The organism is Flagellimonas sp. ABD4_174 (assembly GCF_056160185.1).
In genome coordinates this window covers 1,808,382-1,828,214 of record NZ_JBSWWP010000001.1, presented here as the reverse complement: position 1 = coordinate 1,828,214, position 19,833 = coordinate 1,808,382, and the positions used below count along the sequence as shown (strand labels likewise).

Genomic DNA, 19,833 nt, shown 5'->3' with positions numbered 1-19,833 from the left:
TATTATACCAAGACGACTTAACAAAGATACGCTTGTGAAGATTTTAAAAATTAAACACTTTGTTACATTTATAACATTAATTGTTGTGGTTTCATGCAAAAATGATGCTGTCCAACTAACAGAAATCAAGGGAAAGCAGATTCCTGTGGACACCACCTTTACCGGAAACGACTCCATTGAAAAGTATATTGCTCCTTTCCGAAGTAGAATAAATGAAGTCCTGGACAGTACATTGGCCTACGCCCCCCAACCTCTTTTATTGAACGATGGGAAACGCAACACATCCATGGGCAACCTAATGGCGGATATCGTTTTTGAAGAAACTGCGCCCATATTTAATTCCAGAACCGGAAAAGAACTGGATTTTGTTGTACTGAACGCCGGTGGTGTTCGCTCCATAATCTCGCAGGGCAGCGTAAGTGCAAGAAACGCATATGAAGTAATGCCTTTTGAAAACTATATCGTGGTGGTAGAACTAAGCGGTTCGGCCGCTAGGAAACTTATTGATTTTGTAGCCAAATCTTCGAGACCCCACCCCGTTTCCCGATTACAGATTTTAACGGACAAAAACCGTTCCTTGGAGTCCGTAAATATTAAAGGGCAACCTTTTGATGAAAGTCGAAATTACTACGTGGCCACCTCCGATTACTTGGTAAATGGAGGTCCGAGCGTTGGCTTTTTCGACGAAATCGTTTCCACAACAGAAATCGATTATCTTCTACGCAATGCCATCATCGACCACCTAAAAAAAGTGGATACCCTAAATTCTGAAGTAGACGACCGCATAAAACAATTGGATTAAATGAAAAGAAGAGATTTTATAACCAATACCACCGCTGCCTCCACATTGGTGGGGCTTGGCGGCCTTAGCTTGGCCTCATGCACCAACCTAGGCAAAAAGCATATCACGATTTTGCACACCAACGATGTGCACAGCCATATCGACTCTTTTCCCAATTCCCATTCCAAATATCCTAATTTGGGCGGAGTGGCCCGCAGGGCCACTTTAGTGGAACAAATTCGCAACGAAAATCCGAACACGCTGTTGTTTGATGCCGGGGATATTTTTCAAGGTACTCCTTATTTTAACTTTTATGGTGGTGAATTGGAGTTTAAACTAATGAGCGCCCTTAACTATGATGCCGCCACGGTGGGGAATCATGATTTTGATAATGGAATTGATGGCTTATTGGCCCAAATGCCCAATGCCACTTTTGAAATGATTTCGGCCAATTACGACTTTTCCAATACCGTAATGGATGGTTACGTGAAGCCTTACAAAATTTATACTGTGGATGGCATAAAAATAGGTGTTTACGGACTCGGGATAGAGTTAGATGGTCTGGTAACCAAAAAACTGTACAAGGAAACCCAATATCTGGATCCTTTTGATATCGCCTTGGACATGGAAAAAAAACTCAAAGAGGAGGAACAATGTGATTTGATCGTTTGCCTCTCTCATTTGGGTTATGACTACAAAGAACCGGATAGACCGTGCGATACTCGATTGGCACAGCAAACGTACCACACCGACCTTATCATTGGTGGACATACCCACACCTTTTTGGACCAGCCCGATGTGCGTATCAACCAAAACGGCAATTCAGTACTGGTGAACCAAGTGGGCTGCTACGGTATCAATGTAGGGCGAATCGATTTTTATTTTGATGCCGATAGTAAAGCCTCTGCCAAGGGAGTGAGTATTAGGGTTTAATTTTAGTGCTTCTTGTTTGGGTCAACATGCAATACTTTCCTGGGATTATTTTGTTGATTGAAGTTTATATGATTTTAAATCCTGAAAGCAATCGATATTTTGGATTGTTGGATGTATGGACCATTTGATTGATTAAGTAAATTTGAAAATGCTTTCCGTTTCAACAGCTTAAAAAGAAAACCACCAAAAAGCCTTTTACAACTTTTTGGTGGCGAATTAAAAAACTAAACTAATTATTGTTACTATAAAAAATTAATTACACTGTTCAAGGTCACCAATAAATTCCCAGCCGTGATCAACCATTAAGTTATTGCGTGCCAAAACAGCTTCTTCACTACAATATTCCAAGTTGTTCACTCCAAACGTAAATCCATCCAAAGCGTCCAAATCATCTGCCAATTGCGACCACCCCAACAAAGTATTCTCATAGTTAGCTCTGGACATACCAGAGTTAGCAAGCATTGCTTTCAAATTTGTAATACTTTTTATGCTCCAACCCCCAAGATTTTGATCAAAAGATTCTGCGTCAGTAAACATCCCAAACATAGACTCTACATTGCTTACATTCCATCCGCTAATATTGGCATTGAAATTATCCGCATTGGAAAACATGGCTGTCATATTAGTTACATTGCCCACTTCCCATTCTTCCAAATTTGCATTGAATGAGGTTGCTGAATTAAACATAAATTCCATATTTTCTACATTTTCTACATTCCACTCACTTAAATCTCCATTGAAAGACTTAGCATTGTTAAATAAATATGACATATCAACGACTTTTCCCACATCCCATTGGTCAATTTCACCGTTAAAGTTTTCGCTGTTTGCGAACATGCCTGAAACAGAGCTAATGTTGTTCATTTCCCAATTATTGAGATCTGCATTAAAAGACTTTGTCTCCGCGAACATATAATCAAGGCTTGTAATAGATGAAAGATCAGGAGCATCTTGTGCTCGATAAATTAAATTAGAACAACCTTTAAAAGCTTTTTTTAGATGTTGCCACTTTGTGGTTCCCCATTTGTCCAGTGCCACTAATGCATTTTGGGAAAAAAGATTGGAGTTTTCCATTTGAATTGATGGGAAACCACCTTGTATTATTACCGTATAGCTACCCGCTTCTTCATATTCATGGATTGGATTTTGGGTTGTGATTTGCTCCTCTGTTGTTCCATCCCCCCAATCAATCGAATAACTGTAATTATATGCAGGGTGAGTCCCAATCGTAATAGATTGATTTGGCTCCGTTGTCTTCCATGTGGTTACAAATGAGGACAACTCTTCAATCTTAGTATCTATTACATTCTCCACATGGATAGTTACTTTTGCATCAGTTTGTCTATACCCGTCGCTGACCGTTACGATAATCTGATGTGACTCCAAGGTTTCAAAATCAAGACTTTTCCCTTCTGCCAATACTAACTCTCCTGTAGGTTCTACCTCAAACAGGTTATTATCGTTCTTGAAAATGCTATACGTCAGTGGGTCATTTTCAACATCCGAAGCCTCAAGTTCACCTATAATTTGCCCTGAAGGATGATTTTCTTTTACCGTGAGCTCTTGATCTATAAACTTGGGCACGCTATTGATTTCCTTATTGGCATCATCTTCACTACATGATATTATTGCTAAAAAAGCAAATACTGCTATCCCTATTTGTTTAATTTTCATTTTATTATTGTTATAATTTCTAAAATTTTGTATCATTTAATCACAATGCTCTGATAAGTTTGAAGCTCATAAAAATGTATTGAAAGTAAACTGCAAAAAATGAGTGAGTTATATGAGAAATGTTTAGGTATTCAGCTAGTTAGAATGAACTAAATACTTGCATTGGATTTTAACTAATTACAGCTCTCTTTAAAATTAGCATCCTCAATAGTCCAATTATAATTTTCTTCCAGAGAGATGGCAGCCATATATGCCTCGATTCCACAAGAAACCATATTTTTAGCCCCTAGATGAATTGAGTTTGGACCATTACCATCTTTTACATAATTATACCATCCCGACAAGGTATTACTAAAATTGTCTATTGACATGCCACAGTTATTTAACATATTGGTCATGCTGACGACCGAAGTCAATTTCCAATTGCCTAAGTTTTTATCAAATGCTTCCGCTTCATCAAAAACACCGGTCATATCCGTTACATTGCTCACATCCCATGCGGTCAAATCTCCATTAAAATCAGTTGTATTGGCAAACATATAGGCCATATCTGTTATTTGGGACACATCCCAACTTGATAGATCCGCATTGACAGATTCCGCATGTGCAAACATGTACGCTAAAGACTTGACCATTGATAAATCTGGTGCATCTTCAGCAGTTATCATCATTATCGCACATTCCATAAATGCCCTTTCCATGGTTCTCCATTGTATCTTTCCCCATTGATTGATATTTGCCAAACTAGCCCTTGAAGTCTCGTCTGAATTGTGCATATTTATTGAAGGAAACTGCCCTTGAATAGCTACTTGATACTCTCCAGCGCTGGCATATTCATGTGTGGGGTTTTGTTCAACTAACTCTTCTATAGTTCCATCTCCCCAATCTACAACGTAACTATATTCAAAATTTTGGTCCGTACCAATACTAATGGACTTGGCTTCCTCTGTTACAGTCCATGTAGTAATAAAAGACTCCGGTAACTCGAACATACTTTCTATTACATTCTCAACCTTAATTTTAACCAAAGAATTTCGACCAACAGTCTTATCCCTAACATTTACTGTAATCAAATGTTCTGAGGATGATTCATAGTCCAGTTCCGCTCCGGCCTTTAATCTAATTTCTCCTTTTGCGTTGATATCGAACAAAGAACTTTCATCTGCAGTTATGGAAAAAGACAGTTTTTCCCCATCTGGATCGGTTGCCGTCACTGTTCCAATAAGTTCACCACTACTAATACTTTCCAAGACACTAAATTCTTCATCACTCACTACAGGGGCGCCGTTAATATAGACAGAATCGGGTTGGTTTTTCTCACACGATAAGATTATACAAATACATAAGAGCAATAGGAGGTTTAGATTTCTTAAATTCATGATATATGTTTTTATTCTGGGACAATATCATAAATTGAATTAAATCGTTTGGGGGTGAGTTTACCAATGCCCCATATGAATTGATGGATTATGGTTTTCAATTGTTGGAGGTAAATGTTCGCTTAATGGATATTTGTATTTAAGTCAAAATAACATTAGTAACGAACAAAATAATCGGAAGATAATTTACTATTATAAATTAGCCTCGACCAAAACGACCAGTTCCTCCTCCAAACTATAATTTGGAAAAGAACGGCCCGCCCTATCGTACCAATATCCGGCATTCCACTTATCCCCTTCCTTACGGTGCAAGTAGGCATGGATCCAACTACCCATGGTCGTAGGGAGGTCTTGGGCTATATTATGGGACGATTCCCAATCTCCCTTGGCGTCGAACCATAAAGATTGTAAAGCTTCGGGCCAATCGTTTGGCGGCACATCCAAATCTAAGCTAGATGCAAATTGCTTAAAAGTCTTTGGCCTCATACTTCCAATTTTTGCAAAAATTCCTGTTCCGATATAATGGGCACACCTAAGGTTTCCGCTTTGGTCCGTTTACTGGGACCCATTTTATCGCCTGCGACCAAAAAACTGGTTTTTGAAGAAATGGAAGAAGAAACTTTTCCTCCGTTATCCTCTATCATCTTCTTTAAATCGTTTCGGCTAATCGTCTCGAATACTCCAGAAACAACGAATGTCTGCCCCTTTAGCAGCTCTGTTTGATTTTCCAATTGCTCCTCGGACAACGAAAACTGAAGACCGTAAGATTTTAATCGATCTACCACCTCAACATTTGCAGGTTCTGAGAAAAAATCGAGTACACTTTCCGCTATCCTATCACCAATTTCATCCACAGCCACAAGCTCTTCGTGCGAAGCAGCCATCAAAGCATCAATATCCTTGAATGCCTTTGCCAATTTTTTGGCCACGGTTTCTCCAACATATCTAATTCCTAAAGCAAAAAGGACACGTTCAAACGGAATGGTTTTTGAAGCTTGCACTCCATTCACCAAATTTTCAGCAGATTTATCCGCCATTCGTTCCAATGGTAGAATTTGTTCTTTGGTCAACGTGTAAAGGTCTGCATAGTTCTGAATCAAACCCTCTTTAAACAATAATTCCACGGTTTCTCCCCCCAAACCTTCGATATCCATGGCTTTTCGCGAAATAAAATGTTGGATCCTGCCGGTTATCTGCGGCGGGCAACCTACATCATTGGGGCAAAAATGTTGGGCTTCGCCCTCTTTTCGGATCAGTTCCGTTCCGCATTCAGGGCAATGGGCAATATACTGGGTGGGTTTTGAGTCTGGACTGCGTTGGGTAAAATCAACCCCCACAATTTTTGGAATAATCTCTCCTCCCTTTTCCACAAAAACGGTATCCCCTTCGCGAACGTCCAACTTGGCTATTTGGTCCGCATTGTGCAAGGATGCGCGCTTTACCGTAGTCCCTGCCAGCAAAACCGGTTCAAGATTGGCAACAGGGGTGATCGCGCCGGTACGCCCCACTTGATAGGTTATCTTATTGAGAATGGTTACGGCCTGCTCAGCCTTAAATTTATAGGCCATGGCCCAACGGGGCGACTTCGCCGTATAACCCAATTCCTCTTGTTGTTGCAAACTGTTCACCTTGACCACTACACCATCCGTTTCGTAGGGCAGATGATGACGGTTTGTGTCCCAATGATTTACAAATTGAAGCACCTCATCGGTAGATTTACACAATTTGGCCACGGTTGGGACCTTAAATCCCCAAGAACGCGCTTTCTCCAACATCTCGAACTGCGAATTGATTCCCAAATTGTCGCCAACCACACTATACAACAGACATTCCAACGGACGCTGTGCCACCAAAGCACTATCTTGTAATTTTAAACTGCCGGAAGCCGTGTTCCTTGGATTCATGTAAGGGTCCTCGCCCGCTTCCACCCGCTCGGCGTTCATTTTAGCAAAACCTTCGAGTGTCAAAATAATCTCTCCCCTAATGTCAAATTTTGATGGATAATCCCCTTTTAATTGTAAGGGAACAGATTTTATGGTCTTGATGTTGTTAGTTACATCATCCCCCTGAAAACCATCGCCACGGGTAACGGCTTTGACCAATTTTCCATTTTCATAGGTTAGACTGATAGAGGCCCCGTCATACTTGAGTTCACATGTGAATTCTACTTCAACATCGCCCAAAATCCGCTGGATACGTTTTTCCCAATCTTCCAAATCCTCCTTGGAATACGAATTGTCCAAAGAATACATACGATGTTCATGGGCAACGGTTTCAAAATTTTTGGTGACCATACCACCTACTCGCAGACTTGGTGATGCGGCATCATAATATTCCGGATGTTCTTCTTCCAATTTTTGGAGTTCCTTGAGCTTCATATCGAACTCATAATCGGAAATGGAAGGCTCGTCGAGCACATAATATTTATAATTGTGTTCGCGAAGTTCGTTACGAAGCGATGCTATTTGTTCTTGGATGTTCATTTTCTATCAGCTTTTAGCATTCTCGGGTTACCAAAAATATCATTGCGCATTTCAATTTCCGAAAAGTGCTGGGTGTGGAAAAGCGCTTTGGTCTCGTCTCCCAAATATTGATTGATCTCAAAATACAACTTTCCTTTTTTTGATAAATATTTTTCAGCAAAATCTATAATTGCCCTGTAAAACACCAATGGATCGTTATCTGGGACAAATAGCGCCGTATGGGGTTCAAAATCTTTCACGTTTTTATGGATTTGACTTTTTTCCAACTCCCTGACATAGGGCGGGTTGGATACAATTACATCAAACACAAGTTCAGACTCAAGTTCAAGTCCAGGATTCAGAATGTTATGGTGCAAAAATGTAATATCCACTTCGTTCATTTCCGCATTTTTTCGAGCAACGCTCAACGCTCCCTCGGAAACATCCAGTGCATATACTTTAGCACCCGGTAGATGTTTGGCCAATGCTATTGCAATGCACCCGCTTCCTGTTCCAATGTCAAGAATTTTAAACGAACGGTCATTGAGCGTGGTCGAAATTACGCTTCGACTTCGCTCAGCGTCCTTTTTAGACGGTTTTTTCACTGGAAAATCATCCAGAATCCACCGAACCAATTCCTCAGTTTCGGGCCGTGGAATCAGTACATTTTCATTTACTTGTAATTCCAGGTCCATAAAATGGGCAGTTCCCAATATATACTGTATGGGTTTCTCCATTTTTAGTTCGGACAAAGCTTCAAAAAGCGGCTGCTCCTCTTCTTTTAATAAGGTTAAACCGGGCTGTATGGCCAAAACAAAACGTTGTAGATTTAGATAATGCCCTATGCAAGAGTAAAAAAAAGAATCGATCTCTTCTTTTGGGTAAATCTCGCCCAATTCCTTATGGAAAATGTTTTTGACTTCTTTTAGTTGCATTATAATTTTTTAAGCATCCAGACCGGACAGGAATAATGTCCCGTACTGCCCATTGGGGCGTCGATATAATCAAATCCGTTCTTTTTGTATAGTTTTTGCGCTGCTTCCATATATGGCATGGTTTCCAGATAACATGCCTCAAAACCGAACTCCTTTGCTTTTTGCAAGCATACATGGATCATTTGCGCGCCCAACCCTTTCCCCCTGGCCTCTTCCAAAAAGTACATTTTTTGTAACTCGCATACGTTGCCATCGTAGTTGTCTAGTTGTGCTACACCGGCGCATCCAACAATCCTTCCTTGGTGCTCCACCACAAAATAAGCTGCTTTGGGCACATTGTAAGCTGAAAACATATCATCCAAGGATTTGTCGGCATAGGCAGTGCCCACTTTGGGAATTCCCATATCTTCAAAAACTTTGCGTATTACCTGGGCCACCTGAGGGTTGTCATCGGGGGTTATTTCACGAATCGCCGTATCTCCCATTTTGTGCTATTATTGTTCTATTTTTGCCGGGTGAAGATACATCAAAAATACATCCTTCGCTGCATTGAACTGGCCAAAAAAGGCCTGGGAACTACAGCTCCAAACCCTATGGTGGGCTGTGTTATCGTGCACAACAACAAAATTATTGGAGAGGGTTATACCGATCCTTATGGTGGTCCGCATGCAGAGGTAAACGCCATACGTTCGGTAAAGGACAAAACTTTGCTGAAAGAAGCCTCGTTATATGTTACTTTAGAACCCTGTTCCCACTATGGAAAAACACCTCCCTGTGCTGATTTAATTGCTAAACATAAACTCAAAGAGGTTTTTATTGGATTACAGGATCCACATGATAAAGTAGCCGGAAAAGGCATCAAAAAATTACAAGCTGCCGGATGTGAGGTTACGGTCGGCATTCTTGAAAACGAATGTAGGGCACACCACAAGCGGTTTCTGACCTATATGGAGAAAAAACGGCCTTACATAATTCTAAAATGGGCCGCTTCCGATGATGGCTTTTTAGCTCCCGATGCCGCTAAGCGAAGTGACAACCCTGAGCCTTTTTGGATCACCAATGCCCATTCCAAACAGTTGGTTCATCAATGGCGAAGCCAAGAACAAGCAATTTTGGTCGGTACCAACACGGTTTTGGAAGACAACCCAAGTTTGACCACTCGTAATTGGGTAGGCAAAAGCCCGGTTCGTGTGATATTGGACCGTGATTTAAAATTAGACCAACGTTTTCACGTATTGGATGCCTCCGTAAAAACAATCGTGTTGACCGAGGTTACCGATGGAAAAATCTATATTAAAGGAGTGGATTACACCTTGGTTGATTTTTCAAAACCTTTGGCTCAACAAATTTGCGATGCTCTATACAGGCACAACATCATCAGTGTAATTGTTGAAGGAGGCTCACGAACACTTCAAACCTTTATCAATGAAAATTTATGGGACGAAGCACGGGTCTTTAAAGGTTCCGTTCGCTTTAAAAATGGATTGCCCGCACCAAAACATCAAGGAATATTGCAAAAAAGAACACAAATTTTAACCGACACCCTATCCATATATATAAATGATTAAAAATATAATTCTCGATTTTGGCGATGTACTTATTAATTTGGATAAACCTGCCACCGCAAAAGCCATGGTCCAACATGGTTTTAGTGGCATAACGCCAGATTTGGAACAGCTGTTTCAGAATTATGAGAAAGGACTATTGGGTTCTTCGGAGTTTTTGGACACTGTTTCCTCTTATTTCCCAAATGCCAGCAGGGAATACTTAGTAGATGCCTGGAACTCCATATTACTGGATTTTCCCGAAAGGCGACTGAACTTTATTGAGCAGTTGGCCGCAGAAAACGAATACAAACTGTTATTGCTGAGCAATACCAACGACCTACATATAGAATGTGTAAAGCAACAAATGGGGATGGAACGCTATAATAGGTTCAAAAATGCATTTGATGTGTTCTACCTAAGCTACGAAATCGGTATGCGAAAGCCGGACAGCGAAATATTCGAATTTGTATTACAGGAAAACAACCTAGTGCCCCAAGAAACTTATTTTGTGGACGATGTGAGTGAGAATACCGATGCCGCCGCCGCATTGGGCATAAATACTTGGAACTTAGCTGTAGGGAAAGAGGACATAACCCAATTAAAATCGAAATTATAAATGCTCTACCTAGCCCTTAGTGTACTGAGTTCCACTTGGATTTTTGTGGTATTTAAACTGTACGATGTGTACAAAGTACAGACCCTGATCGCCATTATAGTGAATTACTTTACGGCTTGCTCGGTTGGATTGCTCCTGTACGACCAACCATTGAAAATACAACAAATTTTGGGCGCATCTTGGATATGGGGCCCCATATTTATGGGGGTGCTTTTCATCACTATTTTTAATTTAATGGCAAAAACATCGCAGGTCGCCGGTGTATCGGTAGCGTCTGTGGCCACCAAAATGTCGCTTGTAATACCGGTATTGCTAGGCGTTCTATTATATAGGGAGCAGTTAAGTGCATTCGAGACCATAGGTATCCTGTTGGCATTGGCCGCAGTGTATTTAGTGTCCGGTAAGGGAAAGGGAATCCATGTGGACCGTAAACATTTAATACTGCCCATATTGGTATTTTTAGGCTCCGGGGTTATTGATTCCTGCATTAAGTATTTTGAAGAAGAACATTTATCGGACCCTGAAATTCCAATTTTTTCGTCCATGATCTTTGGGTTCGCTGCTTTATCCGGATTGGTATTTATCGCTATTAGACCCAACAAAAAGGAAATGAAATTGAACATGAAAAATGTACTGGGCGGAGTTGCCTTGGGCATACCCAACTACTTTTCCATCTATTTTCTTATCCGTGCGCTACGGTCGGACCTATTGGGCAGTGCCGCTATATTTACCATAAACAATGTGGCGATCGTTATGCTATCCACCTTGATCGGTATTCTACTGTTCAAGGAAAAACTGACACCTAAAAATTGGGCAGGTGTAGCACTCTCCGTTTTGAGTATAATATTGGTAGCTTTGTTTTAATGGAGCGACCGGATACCTACAAAACTTTACATCGACCTTCCGAGGAAATACTATATAAGGATAGAAAGAGTAAATTCTATGCACAGGTTTTCCCCATTAGGTCCGAAGATGATGTAAAACCCATCGTAGAGGAGCTGAGAAAAAAACACCATACGGCCAACCATGTTTGCTTTGCATGGCAATTGGGAACGGAAAATCCAATCTATAGGGCCAATGATGATGGTGAACCCAACAACTCGGCCGGCATGCCCATTTATGGCCAAATACAATCTTTTGATGTTACCAATGTACTCATCACCGTGACCCGGATATTTGGTGGTACCAAACTTGGGGTCGGAGGATTGATACAGGCTTACAAAACTGCAGCACAAATGGCCCTGGAAAATTCCAAGATCGTAAAAAAAATCATTAGGTCGCAATACCGGTTGCAATTTGGTTATGCAGACATGGATAAGGTAATGCGTATCATCAAACAGAAAAATCTGGACCTTGTTTCACAAAAAATGGAGCTGGATTGTGATTTTGTTATTTCTGTCCGGTTAAGTGAGTCCGAAGACGTGTTTCAAATTTTCGATGAAATGCAAGCTGTGGCCATAACGCCCATTACATAATTGATAAAATCTCCAGTAACTCAAAGCCTCTACCCATTACTGACATCTGAATTCCTCCTACGGTTCACCTAAGAATCCATTATTCAGTTTTTCCAAGATATATTCCGGACACTTAATGGGTCTTCCCGTTTTCTTGTCCATAAAGGCCAAAACTGTATTTGCAACGGCCAATGGCTCACCAGATTCATTTATTAGCTCGTAATCGAACTCTATCTTGACCATGGGTTTGGACTTCAGCTTTGTTTTAACCGTAATAAGGTCATCGTAAAGCGCAGACTTTTTGTAATCAATACGTAAGGAAATTACGGGCAACATAACCCCATTCTCCTCCATACTTTTGTAGGTAATTCCCAAGGCCCTTAACCACTCCACCCGGCCCATCTCAAAATACTGTGCATAATTGCCGTGATAAACGACTCCCATTTGGTCGGTTTCTGCATATCGGACCCGAAAAGAATGTGAATTTAAACCCATTTTTAACTTAAAAATTATATATTTAGAGGCTCGTTGATTTTGAGGGTAACATGCGAAAAAAAAACAGAACTTTCAATGACTATTTGATTTTTTTTTAAAAGAATTGTTCACATATTTGTCGCATCCAATAAGCATTTAATAACCCTATAAATGCTTACTCTTAAATTATAAGCTAACCATTAAAACAAGGAAAAACTTCTATGAGTGCTACTGCTAATTCCGTATGGAACAACTGTTTGGCTTTTATCCAAGATAACATCCAACCGCAGGCATTCAAAACTTGGTTTGAGCCTATAAAGCCTATTAAATTAACAGATAAGGCTTTGAGCATTCAGGTTCCCAGTAAGTTTTTCTACGAATGGCTCGAAGAACACTATGTTAAGCTTTTAAAAGTTGCCATGACCAGAGAGTTGGGCAACAATGCAAAGCTGATCTATGTGATAAAAATGGAAAACAAATACGGTAACAAGGAACCTTTTACGGAGCAAATCCCAAGTTCCAACCGTACCGCTGTTGGACCTCAAGAATTGGATGTGCCGATTACCTCCAAAAGTCCCGAGTTAAAAAATCCATTTGTGATTCCCGGTATTCGAAACATTAAGATTGAATCCCAATTAAACCCCAACTACAATTTCGATAATTTCCTCGAAGGAGATTCCAACCGTTTGGCCCGCTCTGCGGGTATGGCCGTGGCCAACAAACCCGGGGGAACTTCCTTTAACCCATTGTTGGTTTTTGGGGGAGTGGGATTAGGGAAAACACATTTGGCCCACGCCATTGGTGTAGAAATAAAGGATAAGTACCCGGAAAAGACCGTTCTTTATATTTCTGCGGAAAAATTCACGCAACAATATATCGAATCGGTAAAAAAGAACACTCGAAACGACTTTATCCATTTTTACCAATTAATAGATGTACTTATTATAGATGATGTACAATTTCTATCCGGTAAATCTGGAACCCAGGATGTATTTTTCCACATTTTCAACCATTTGCACCAAAATGGCAAGCAGGTGATATTGACTTCGGACAAAGCTCCTGTGGATATGCAGGACATTGAACAACGCTTGCTCTCCCGTTTTAAATGGGGATTGTCTGCAGAATTGCAAAGTCCAGATTACGAAACACGGGTTTCCATCTTAAAAAATAAACTCTACCGCGATGGCGTTGAAATGCCGGAAGAGATTATAGACCACGTGGCCAAAAACATTAAGACCAACATTCGCGAACTGGAAGGGGCCATTATTTCGTTGATAGCCCAATCTTCTTTCAATAAGCGGGAGGTAACTCTGGAATTGGCCCAACAGGTAGTGGACAAATTTGTAAAGAACACAAAGCGCGAAGTATCCATCGATTACATTCAAAAAGTGGTTTCGGATTATTTCGAAATGGATGTGGCCACCCTACAGTCCAAAACAAGAAAGCGACATATTGTACAGGCGAGACAGTTGGCCATGTTCTTTGCGAAAAAGTTTACTAAGGCATCCTTGGCAAGTATTGGGTCACAAATCGGAAAACGTGACCATGCAACGGTACTCCACGCCTGTAAAACAGTGGATAACTTAGCGGAAACGGACAAGCAATTCAGAAAATATATTGAGGATCTGAACAAAAAGTTCACCTAAACCCAACTTCACTTTTTCCTTATGAAAACCAAAGTATTGATGGTCTGCCTTGGCAATATTTGCAGATCACCATTGGCCGAAGGCATACTGCAATCCAAAGTTGATCCCGATAAGGTACTGGTCGATTCTGCAGGAACAGCCGGTTACCACGTGGGCAATCCGCCCGATCAGCGTTCTATTGCCGTTGCCCAAAAATATGGCCTAAACATACAAGACCAAAAATGCAGAAAGTTCTCCAAAAAGGATTTTTTGGAGTTCGACCACATTTACGTAATGGACCGCAGCAATTTTTCCGATGTGGCCAGTTTGGCAAGCGACCAAAAAGAAGCTGCTAAGGTAAAACTACTTTTGACCGAAGTGGAATTGGGACTTATCGAAGTACCCGACCCCTACTACGGCGGGGACGATGGTTTTGAAAATGTGTACCAAATGATCGATACCGCTTGTGAGGCAATTGCGAAAAAGCTAAATTAAACCCATGGAAGATGAAAAACCCGGTTTGGTCGTTGGCAAAATCTATTTGATCCCAACCACACTTGGAGACAATGCACCCTTGGAAGTTTTGCCTATTTCGGTAAAAGGCACCATAGAAAGGATAGACCACTACATTGTTGAAAATGAAAAAACTGCCCGTAGGTTCATTAAACGAGTCAGTCCCAACAAGCCACAACCCGAACTTAAGTTGCAGTTACTCAACAAGTACACCAACCCTGAAGAAATACCATCCTTTTTAGACCCCTGTATACATGGGTTCGATATTGGTGTTCTTTCCGAAGCTGGTTGTCCGGGTATTGCCGACCCAGGTGCAGATGTAGTGCGTGTGGCACACGAAAAAAGAATACAAGTAGTTCCATTGGTAGGCCCCTCCTCCATTCTAATGGCCATGATGAGCAGTGGCATGAACGGGCAAAATTTTGCCTTTAACGGCTATTTGCCCATAGACAATGCAGAACGAAAGAAAATTTTGAAAAGTTTGGAGCGACTTTCCAGGGACAAAGGCCAATCCCAAATTTTTATGGAGACTCCCTACCGCAACAATAAAATGCTCAAGGAGCTGATAAAAACACTTCAAAAATCAACGCGGCTGTGTATTGCCTGCGATATTACGTTGCCTACGGAGTTTATCGCCACCAAAACCGTACACGAATGGGGGGAAATCGATTTAGATCTAGACAAAAGACCTACCATTTATATTTTACAAGCATAAAAAAAGCCCAGAACCAAAGTTCCGGGCTTTTTGTTTCAATACGCAGTTTCAATTAAACCTTTGCATTTTTTTGTTGCTTGATATTGGAAATATCATAGCCTGCAAATTTTTTCATATAGTAGGATATGCTACTTCCGTACGCATCGGTTACATCGTTTTGCCCATAAGATCGCAGATATTTTTTTACGTTCCCGGCTCCGGCCAAATGTGCCGCAGCCAATATTCCGGATTCGGTAACTTGAATGCCACCGATCGTTTTGCCTTTGAAACGTTTGATATCTCTTCGCAAAATCCATTTGTTACGGGCAATGTTGGCCTCAAAAGCCTTTTCTTGAAGTTCTGGGTTCGACAGAAAATCATCCATATCGTAAACGCCCATCAAATTTAAGGTACTACTACCAAATTGGTACTTACCTAAATAACCCAATGTGTTTACTCTATGATATTTACCCTGGGATTCTTTGAAAGCGAGCGCTTCCTTAAAGCCATTAAAGGCTTTGCCCAAAAAAGGAGGTGTTACCTCGTCCTCTTCTAAAAGTGCAATGGAGCTTTGTGGCGCAAAAATCTCCGAATTGGCCATAACCTTAAGTGAATCAGGAATTTCAACAGTTTCCTTTTTCATTACGGTATAGGTACCAAAACTTGTCAAAACTACGATCATGGCAAGATGCAGTATAAAACCAATCCATCTTTTCATAATGTTCTCTTTTGTGATCTCGATACATATACGTATCAAAAATCAATTTGGCCGGCAAATATAGGGGGAGATATTTTAACGGGTACCCTAAAGCTCATAAAGATTTCTTAAATGAGGCTTAAAATCCGTTAAAGTGATGAATATCAACGGTAAAGCGCCCTATCTAAGTACCTTTTGTTGATTTAACCAACGGGTGTACTGCACTTTATTTCGGTTGTGCTGCGCCAAAGTTTTGGCAAACATGTGGTACCCAAAGTTGGAAACGTCTGCCACAAAATAGAGATAATCGTGCTTTTCTGGATTCAAAACGGCATCTATCGAGGTAATGTCCGGCATGGTGATAGGTCCTGGTGGAACACCTGCATATTTATAGGTGTTGTATGGAGAATCCATTTCCAGATCACGAAAGAGCACTCTTTTTATTATTGTATCATAGTTACCGGTCTCTTTTTTAATGGCATAGATTACGGTAGGATCGGCCTGGAGCAACATCCCTCTTTTGATTCTGTTGAGGTAAACCCCGGCAACACGAGGTCGCTCATCCACCTTTGCTGTTTCTTTTTGCACAATGGCGGCCAAAGAAGTAACCTCGTTTGGCGTAAGACCCAAACTTTTGGCCTTTTGTAGTCGGGTATCTGTCCAAAAGCGGTCATATTCTTTTTTCATCCTATCCCTAAAGCCCTCTGCATTTGTATTCCAGAAAAATTCGTAGGTATTGGGAATATACATGGCCAACTTGGTATCTTCATCAAACCCATGCTCTTGCAGAAAACCGGAATCATTGAATGTTTGCAATAACGATAAGCTATCTGCCTCTATTTGCTCAGAGACCCGTCCCGCCAACAAAGCCAACGATTCTTGATTATTAAAGGAAACCTGCACAGGAATATTGGCACTGCGCAAGGTATTGATGATGTCGTTATTGTTCATCCCTTTTTTGAGTGCATATTTTCCTGCTTTTATGTTATTGATATATCCCTTGCGTTTGGCAACAGCCTCAAAAGAAGACATATCTTTCAATAAAGGCTCAACGGAGGTGGCAACATCGGAAAACGAAGCATCCGAAGCAATGTAAACATATGCTTCACTATTATTGAACTGTGTATTGGGGCTAAAAATGGCGCTATAAATCCGATATGCGATAAAACCACAAATTATCAGTCCAAGTATGGCCGTGGCCCAAAGTACTTTTTTAAGATTCATTGGTGTTGATCTTTTGAAACATTATTTCGTTTTTGAACCCTTTATGGGTCCGTATCCATTCTTTTTTGATGCCTATTTCCTTAAATCCCAACTTTTTGAACAAGTGGATACTAGCGAGATTATCTTCTAAAATATTGGCATATAATTGATGCATATCCAAAACGGAAAATGCATAATCACACAATAGTGATAATGCCTCCGCTCCTACACCCCTGTTTCTATAACTAGGTTCGGCAATAACGATTCCGATTCCCGCCCTCCGATTTTTGGGGTCAAAGTCAAAAAGATCTATCAATCCGATACATGGATCATTTTGATCGCCAATGCAAAGCCGCAGCTGTTTAACATCGTAAATATCCCTGTGGGCATTGTCCAGATAGGATTGAAGCACTTTCTTGGAATACGGTTTTAAGGTACCGCTCACCTCCCAGACCGATGTATCGTTTTCCAATTTGTACAGAAAATCCAAATCGGTAGGCTCTAGTGCGCGCAAATAAATATGTTCTCCTTTTATATTGAGCATGCAATGGTTCCTTTAAATACCTGTTCGGCAGGTCCTTCTAAAAAAATGTTGGTGTATTTACCGTTATGCTTTTCAAAATAAATGGTAAGATCACCTCCAATGGTCTCAATATGTATTTGTTTAGCGGCAGTCTTACCTAGCTCGAACATGGTTAGAGCCGCTGCGGTGACCCCGGTTCCACAGGAATATGTTTCGTCTTCTACGCCACGTTCATAGGTTCTTACCCGAAAAGCATCTTCCGCTTTTTGTTCCACAAAATTGATATTGCTCCCCGACTCGCCATAAATACCATATCGAAGTTTCTTTCCCTCTTTGGGCACATCAAATTTTTCCAGTTCGTCAACAAGCTGCACATGGTGCGGGGAACCCGTATCCAAAAAGCTGTGGTTGGGCTTTTGATGGATTTTGTCCACATCGATCATTTTTAGCTTCACCTGGTTTCCACTTATAGTTGCGTAATGTAGTCCATCCACTGCGTTGAACGTGGTCTCTTTTTTAAATATGCCCAGATAATGTGCAAAAGCTACCAAACATCGCCCTCCATTGCCACACATACTGCCCTCTTTGCCGTCGGCATTAAAATAAACCATTTTAAAATCCGACATATTGTCATTCTCAAGCAGCATCAAGCCATCTCCACCTATGCCAAATCTTCTATCACAAAGTTTTGAAATCAGCTTGGTATCGTTTTTGGGGAAAATATGTTGACGATTATCGATAATTACAAAATCGTTTCCCGTTCCTTGGTATTTAAAAAAGTGCAGTTCCATGATTATCTACAAAGGAACAAATATAGGGGATTCTTTAAGGTTTTTTTTGTAGTTAAAACAGCGTTAAACCAACTTGATCAAAAATTGAATTATTTTAATTTTGACAAAGCTAAATGTTAAATAATTATTGAATTATGAAGAAAATAGCGAGTTTACTCTTGGTTTCCGTATTTGCAGGAGCAATTACCCTGGGAGCCTACAAATTATTTTTTGAGAAGGAAAGCTATAAATGGGTCACTTCTGAACAAGAGACTCCATTTTTGTCCACTAGCAATCTAGATACTTCGGCAAGAGGTGCCGGAATCAATGAGGTCGACTTTACCTTGGCTGCCGAAAAAACAGTGCATTCTGTGGTACACGTTAAAAACATGACCATTAGTAGAGGCCCTTCCAGTATTGCGGAATTCTTTTATGGCTACGAACGTCAGCAAACCCCACAGGTGGGAACAGGATCGGGGGTTATTATTTCCCCGGACGGTTATATAGTGACCAACAATCACGTAATTGCCAATTCCAGTCAATTGGAAGTTACCTTGAACAATAACAAAACCTATGAAGCTGAAGTAATCGGGACCGATGCAGATTCGGATATCGCCCTTATAAAAATTGATACGGACGATGCGCTTCCTTATTTGGCCTTTGGTGATTCCGACCATACCAAAATCGGGGAATGGGTGCTGGCAGTAGGCAACCCGTTTAATCTTACCTCTACCGTAACAGCGGGTATTGTTAGTGCAAAAGCCCGGTCTTTATCACCTACCAGAACACAATCCTTTATCCAGACCGATGCTGCCGTAAATCCTGGAAACAGTGGTGGTGCGTTGGTAAACACCAACGGGGACCTGATCGGAATCAATACTGCTATTACCTCTCAAACAGGTTCTTATGTTGGATATGCCTTTGCAGTACCGAGCAATATCGCCAAAAAAGTAGTGGAAGATATAATGGAGTTTGGCAATGTGCAGAAAGGACTTTTGGGCATATCGGCGGCAAATACCAAGTCCAAGGCCGCAATCGAAATGGGACTGGATCAATTGGAAGGAGTATATGTTGCCGGGGTCGAAGAAGAATCCGGTGCTGACGATGCAGGTTTGCAGGAAGGCGACATTATTAAAAAAGTGGACAATATAGATATTCAAAAATTCTCGGAACTTACGGGGTACCTCTCCGCAAAAAGACCCGGTGATGTAGTTAGGGTAACGTTAGAGCGCGACGGCGAAAGTCTTGTAAAAAATGTTACCTTAAAAAAACAGAACAGTGTTATCCTTCCCGCCACTTCGTTCAAGGTGATGAACTTGACAAAAGAGGATAAAAAGAAATTTGGCGTATCCAAAGGCGTAAAAATAATCGATGTCCCACAAGGTTATGCCCGATACGACCTTACCAATAAAATAATCATTGAACTGGATGGTGAGCCTATCAGCAACATAGAAGATGCCAAAGAAAAATTTGGTCAGATATCCAGATACGGTAGAACCAGTTTTACCATGATCAATGCAAATGGAGAAAAAGAACACATGATACTTCAGTAA

At 40.9% G+C, this 19,833-nt stretch carries 21 protein-coding genes; 10 read left to right on the top strand and 11 right to left on the bottom strand.

Annotated elements, in window-relative coordinates; genetic code table 11:
- Positions 1–34 precede the first annotated feature (34 nt).
- Together ACXAFK_RS07990 and ACXAFK_RS07985 are read left to right on the top strand one after the other, a co-directional pair.
- Positions 35–802 carry a 5'-nucleotidase C-terminal domain-containing protein gene (locus ACXAFK_RS07990; RefSeq protein ID WP_474957380.1) on the top strand — a complete coding sequence of 256 codons (768 nt, stop codon included), beginning with the start codon at positions 35–37 and terminating at the stop codon, positions 800–802.
- Entirely contained in the window at positions 803–1,714 is a 912-nt protein-coding gene (locus ACXAFK_RS07985) for a metallophosphatase (RefSeq protein ID WP_474957379.1), read from the top strand.
- Between the two features lie 252 nt (positions 1,715–1,966).
- Here ACXAFK_RS07985 and ACXAFK_RS07980 read toward each other — a convergent pair whose 3' ends face one another.
- The 6 genes from ACXAFK_RS07980 to ACXAFK_RS07955 form a co-directional block, all read right to left on the bottom strand.
- Complete coding sequence (locus ACXAFK_RS07980; RefSeq protein WP_474957378.1) at positions 1,967–3,388, bottom strand: BspA family leucine-rich repeat surface protein; 1,422 nt, start codon at positions 3,386–3,388, stop codon at positions 1,967–1,969.
- Positions 3,389–3,561: 173 nt separating this feature from the next.
- Positions 3,562–4,767, bottom strand: a complete 1,206-nt coding sequence (locus ACXAFK_RS07975; RefSeq protein WP_474957377.1) for a BspA family leucine-rich repeat surface protein — start codon at positions 4,765–4,767, stop codon at positions 3,562–3,564.
- Positions 4,768–4,959: 192 nt separating this feature from the next.
- A complete protein-coding gene (locus ACXAFK_RS07970) occupies positions 4,960–5,253 on the bottom strand; it encodes a hypothetical protein (RefSeq protein WP_474957376.1) in 294 nt (97 codons plus the stop codon).
- A complete protein-coding gene (gene ligA, locus ACXAFK_RS07965) occupies positions 5,250–7,250 on the bottom strand; it encodes an NAD-dependent DNA ligase LigA (protein ID WP_474957375.1) in 2,001 nt (666 codons plus the stop codon). Before ligA ends, ACXAFK_RS07970 begins: the two co-directional genes overlap by 4 nt.
- Positions 7,247–8,164 carry a peptide chain release factor N(5)-glutamine methyltransferase gene (gene prmC, locus ACXAFK_RS07960; protein WP_474957374.1) on the bottom strand — a complete coding sequence of 306 codons (918 nt, stop codon included), beginning with the start codon at positions 8,162–8,164 and terminating at the stop codon, positions 7,247–7,249. Before prmC ends, ligA begins: the two co-directional genes overlap by 4 nt.
- Positions 8,164–8,649, bottom strand: a complete 486-nt coding sequence (locus ACXAFK_RS07955) for a GNAT family N-acetyltransferase (protein ID WP_224836688.1) — start codon at positions 8,647–8,649, stop codon at positions 8,164–8,166. The genes prmC and ACXAFK_RS07955 overlap by 1 nt, the downstream gene beginning before the upstream one ends.
- A gap of 30 nt (positions 8,650–8,679) precedes the next feature.
- On the opposite strand from ACXAFK_RS07955, the gene ribD reads away from it, so the two are divergent.
- The 4 genes from ribD to ACXAFK_RS07935 are packed head-to-tail and all read left to right on the top strand — an operon-like array spanning position 8,680 to position 11,802.
- Entirely contained in the window at positions 8,680–9,732 is a 1,053-nt protein-coding gene (gene ribD, locus ACXAFK_RS07950) for a bifunctional diaminohydroxyphosphoribosylaminopyrimidine deaminase/5-amino-6-(5-phosphoribosylamino)uracil reductase RibD (RefSeq protein WP_474957373.1), read from the top strand.
- A complete protein-coding gene (locus ACXAFK_RS07945) occupies positions 9,725–10,327 on the top strand; it encodes an HAD family hydrolase (RefSeq protein WP_474957372.1) in 603 nt (200 codons plus the stop codon). The genes ribD and ACXAFK_RS07945 overlap by 8 nt, the downstream gene beginning before the upstream one ends.
- Positions 10,328–11,191 carry a GRP family sugar transporter gene (locus ACXAFK_RS07940; RefSeq protein ID WP_474957371.1) on the top strand — a complete coding sequence of 288 codons (864 nt, stop codon included), beginning with the start codon at positions 10,328–10,330 and terminating at the stop codon, positions 11,189–11,191.
- Entirely contained in the window at positions 11,191–11,802 is a 612-nt protein-coding gene (locus ACXAFK_RS07935; RefSeq protein ID WP_474957370.1) for an IMPACT family protein, read from the top strand. The genes ACXAFK_RS07940 and ACXAFK_RS07935 overlap by 1 nt, the downstream gene beginning before the upstream one ends.
- A gap of 57 nt (positions 11,803–11,859) precedes the next feature.
- On the opposite strand, the gene ACXAFK_RS07930 is transcribed toward ACXAFK_RS07935, so the two are convergent.
- Positions 11,860–12,276 (bottom strand): acyl-CoA thioesterase, encoded by a 417-nt coding sequence (locus ACXAFK_RS07930; protein ID WP_474957369.1) that lies wholly within the window; start codon positions 12,274–12,276, stop codon positions 11,860–11,862.
- Between the two features lie 200 nt (positions 12,277–12,476).
- Here ACXAFK_RS07930 and dnaA point away from each other — a divergent pair, with 200 nt between their 5' ends.
- From dnaA to ACXAFK_RS07915, 3 genes are read left to right on the top strand one after another with little or no spacing between them, the layout of a single operon-like run.
- Positions 12,477–13,901, top strand: coding sequence for a chromosomal replication initiator protein DnaA (gene dnaA, locus ACXAFK_RS07925; protein ID WP_224836682.1), 1,425 nt, complete (start codon positions 12,477–12,479; stop codon positions 13,899–13,901).
- A 21-nt stretch (positions 13,902–13,922) separates the two neighbouring features.
- Positions 13,923–14,375 (top strand): low molecular weight protein-tyrosine-phosphatase, encoded by a 453-nt coding sequence (locus ACXAFK_RS07920; protein WP_474957368.1) that lies wholly within the window; start codon positions 13,923–13,925, stop codon positions 14,373–14,375.
- Between the two features lie 4 nt (positions 14,376–14,379).
- Complete coding sequence (locus tag ACXAFK_RS07915) at positions 14,380–15,108, top strand: SAM-dependent methyltransferase (protein ID WP_224836680.1); 729 nt, start codon at positions 14,380–14,382, stop codon at positions 15,106–15,108.
- Positions 15,109–15,160: 52 nt separating this feature from the next.
- On the opposite strand, the gene ACXAFK_RS07910 is transcribed toward ACXAFK_RS07915, so the two are convergent.
- From ACXAFK_RS07910 to dapF, 4 genes are all read right to left on the bottom strand, one after another.
- On the bottom strand, positions 15,161–15,805 hold the full coding sequence (locus tag ACXAFK_RS07910; protein ID WP_252079947.1) for a hypothetical protein: 645 nt from the start codon (positions 15,803–15,805) through the stop codon (positions 15,161–15,163).
- 159 nt (positions 15,806–15,964) lie between these two features.
- Positions 15,965–17,008 carry an endolytic transglycosylase MltG gene (gene mltG, locus ACXAFK_RS07905; protein ID WP_474957367.1) on the bottom strand — a complete coding sequence of 348 codons (1,044 nt, stop codon included), beginning with the start codon at positions 17,006–17,008 and terminating at the stop codon, positions 15,965–15,967.
- On the bottom strand, positions 16,998–17,531 hold the full coding sequence (locus ACXAFK_RS07900) for a GNAT family N-acetyltransferase (protein WP_252079949.1): 534 nt from the start codon (positions 17,529–17,531) through the stop codon (positions 16,998–17,000). The genes mltG and ACXAFK_RS07900 overlap by 11 nt, the downstream gene beginning before the upstream one ends.
- On the bottom strand, positions 17,519–18,301 hold the full coding sequence (dapF, locus tag ACXAFK_RS07895; protein WP_474957366.1) for a diaminopimelate epimerase: 783 nt from the start codon (positions 18,299–18,301) through the stop codon (positions 17,519–17,521). The genes ACXAFK_RS07900 and dapF overlap by 13 nt, the downstream gene beginning before the upstream one ends.
- Before the next feature lie 134 nt (positions 18,302–18,435).
- Here dapF and ACXAFK_RS07890 point away from each other — a divergent pair, with 134 nt between their 5' ends.
- Positions 18,436–19,833 (top strand): S1C family serine protease, encoded by a 1,398-nt coding sequence (locus tag ACXAFK_RS07890; RefSeq protein ID WP_252079951.1) that lies wholly within the window; start codon positions 18,436–18,438, stop codon positions 19,831–19,833.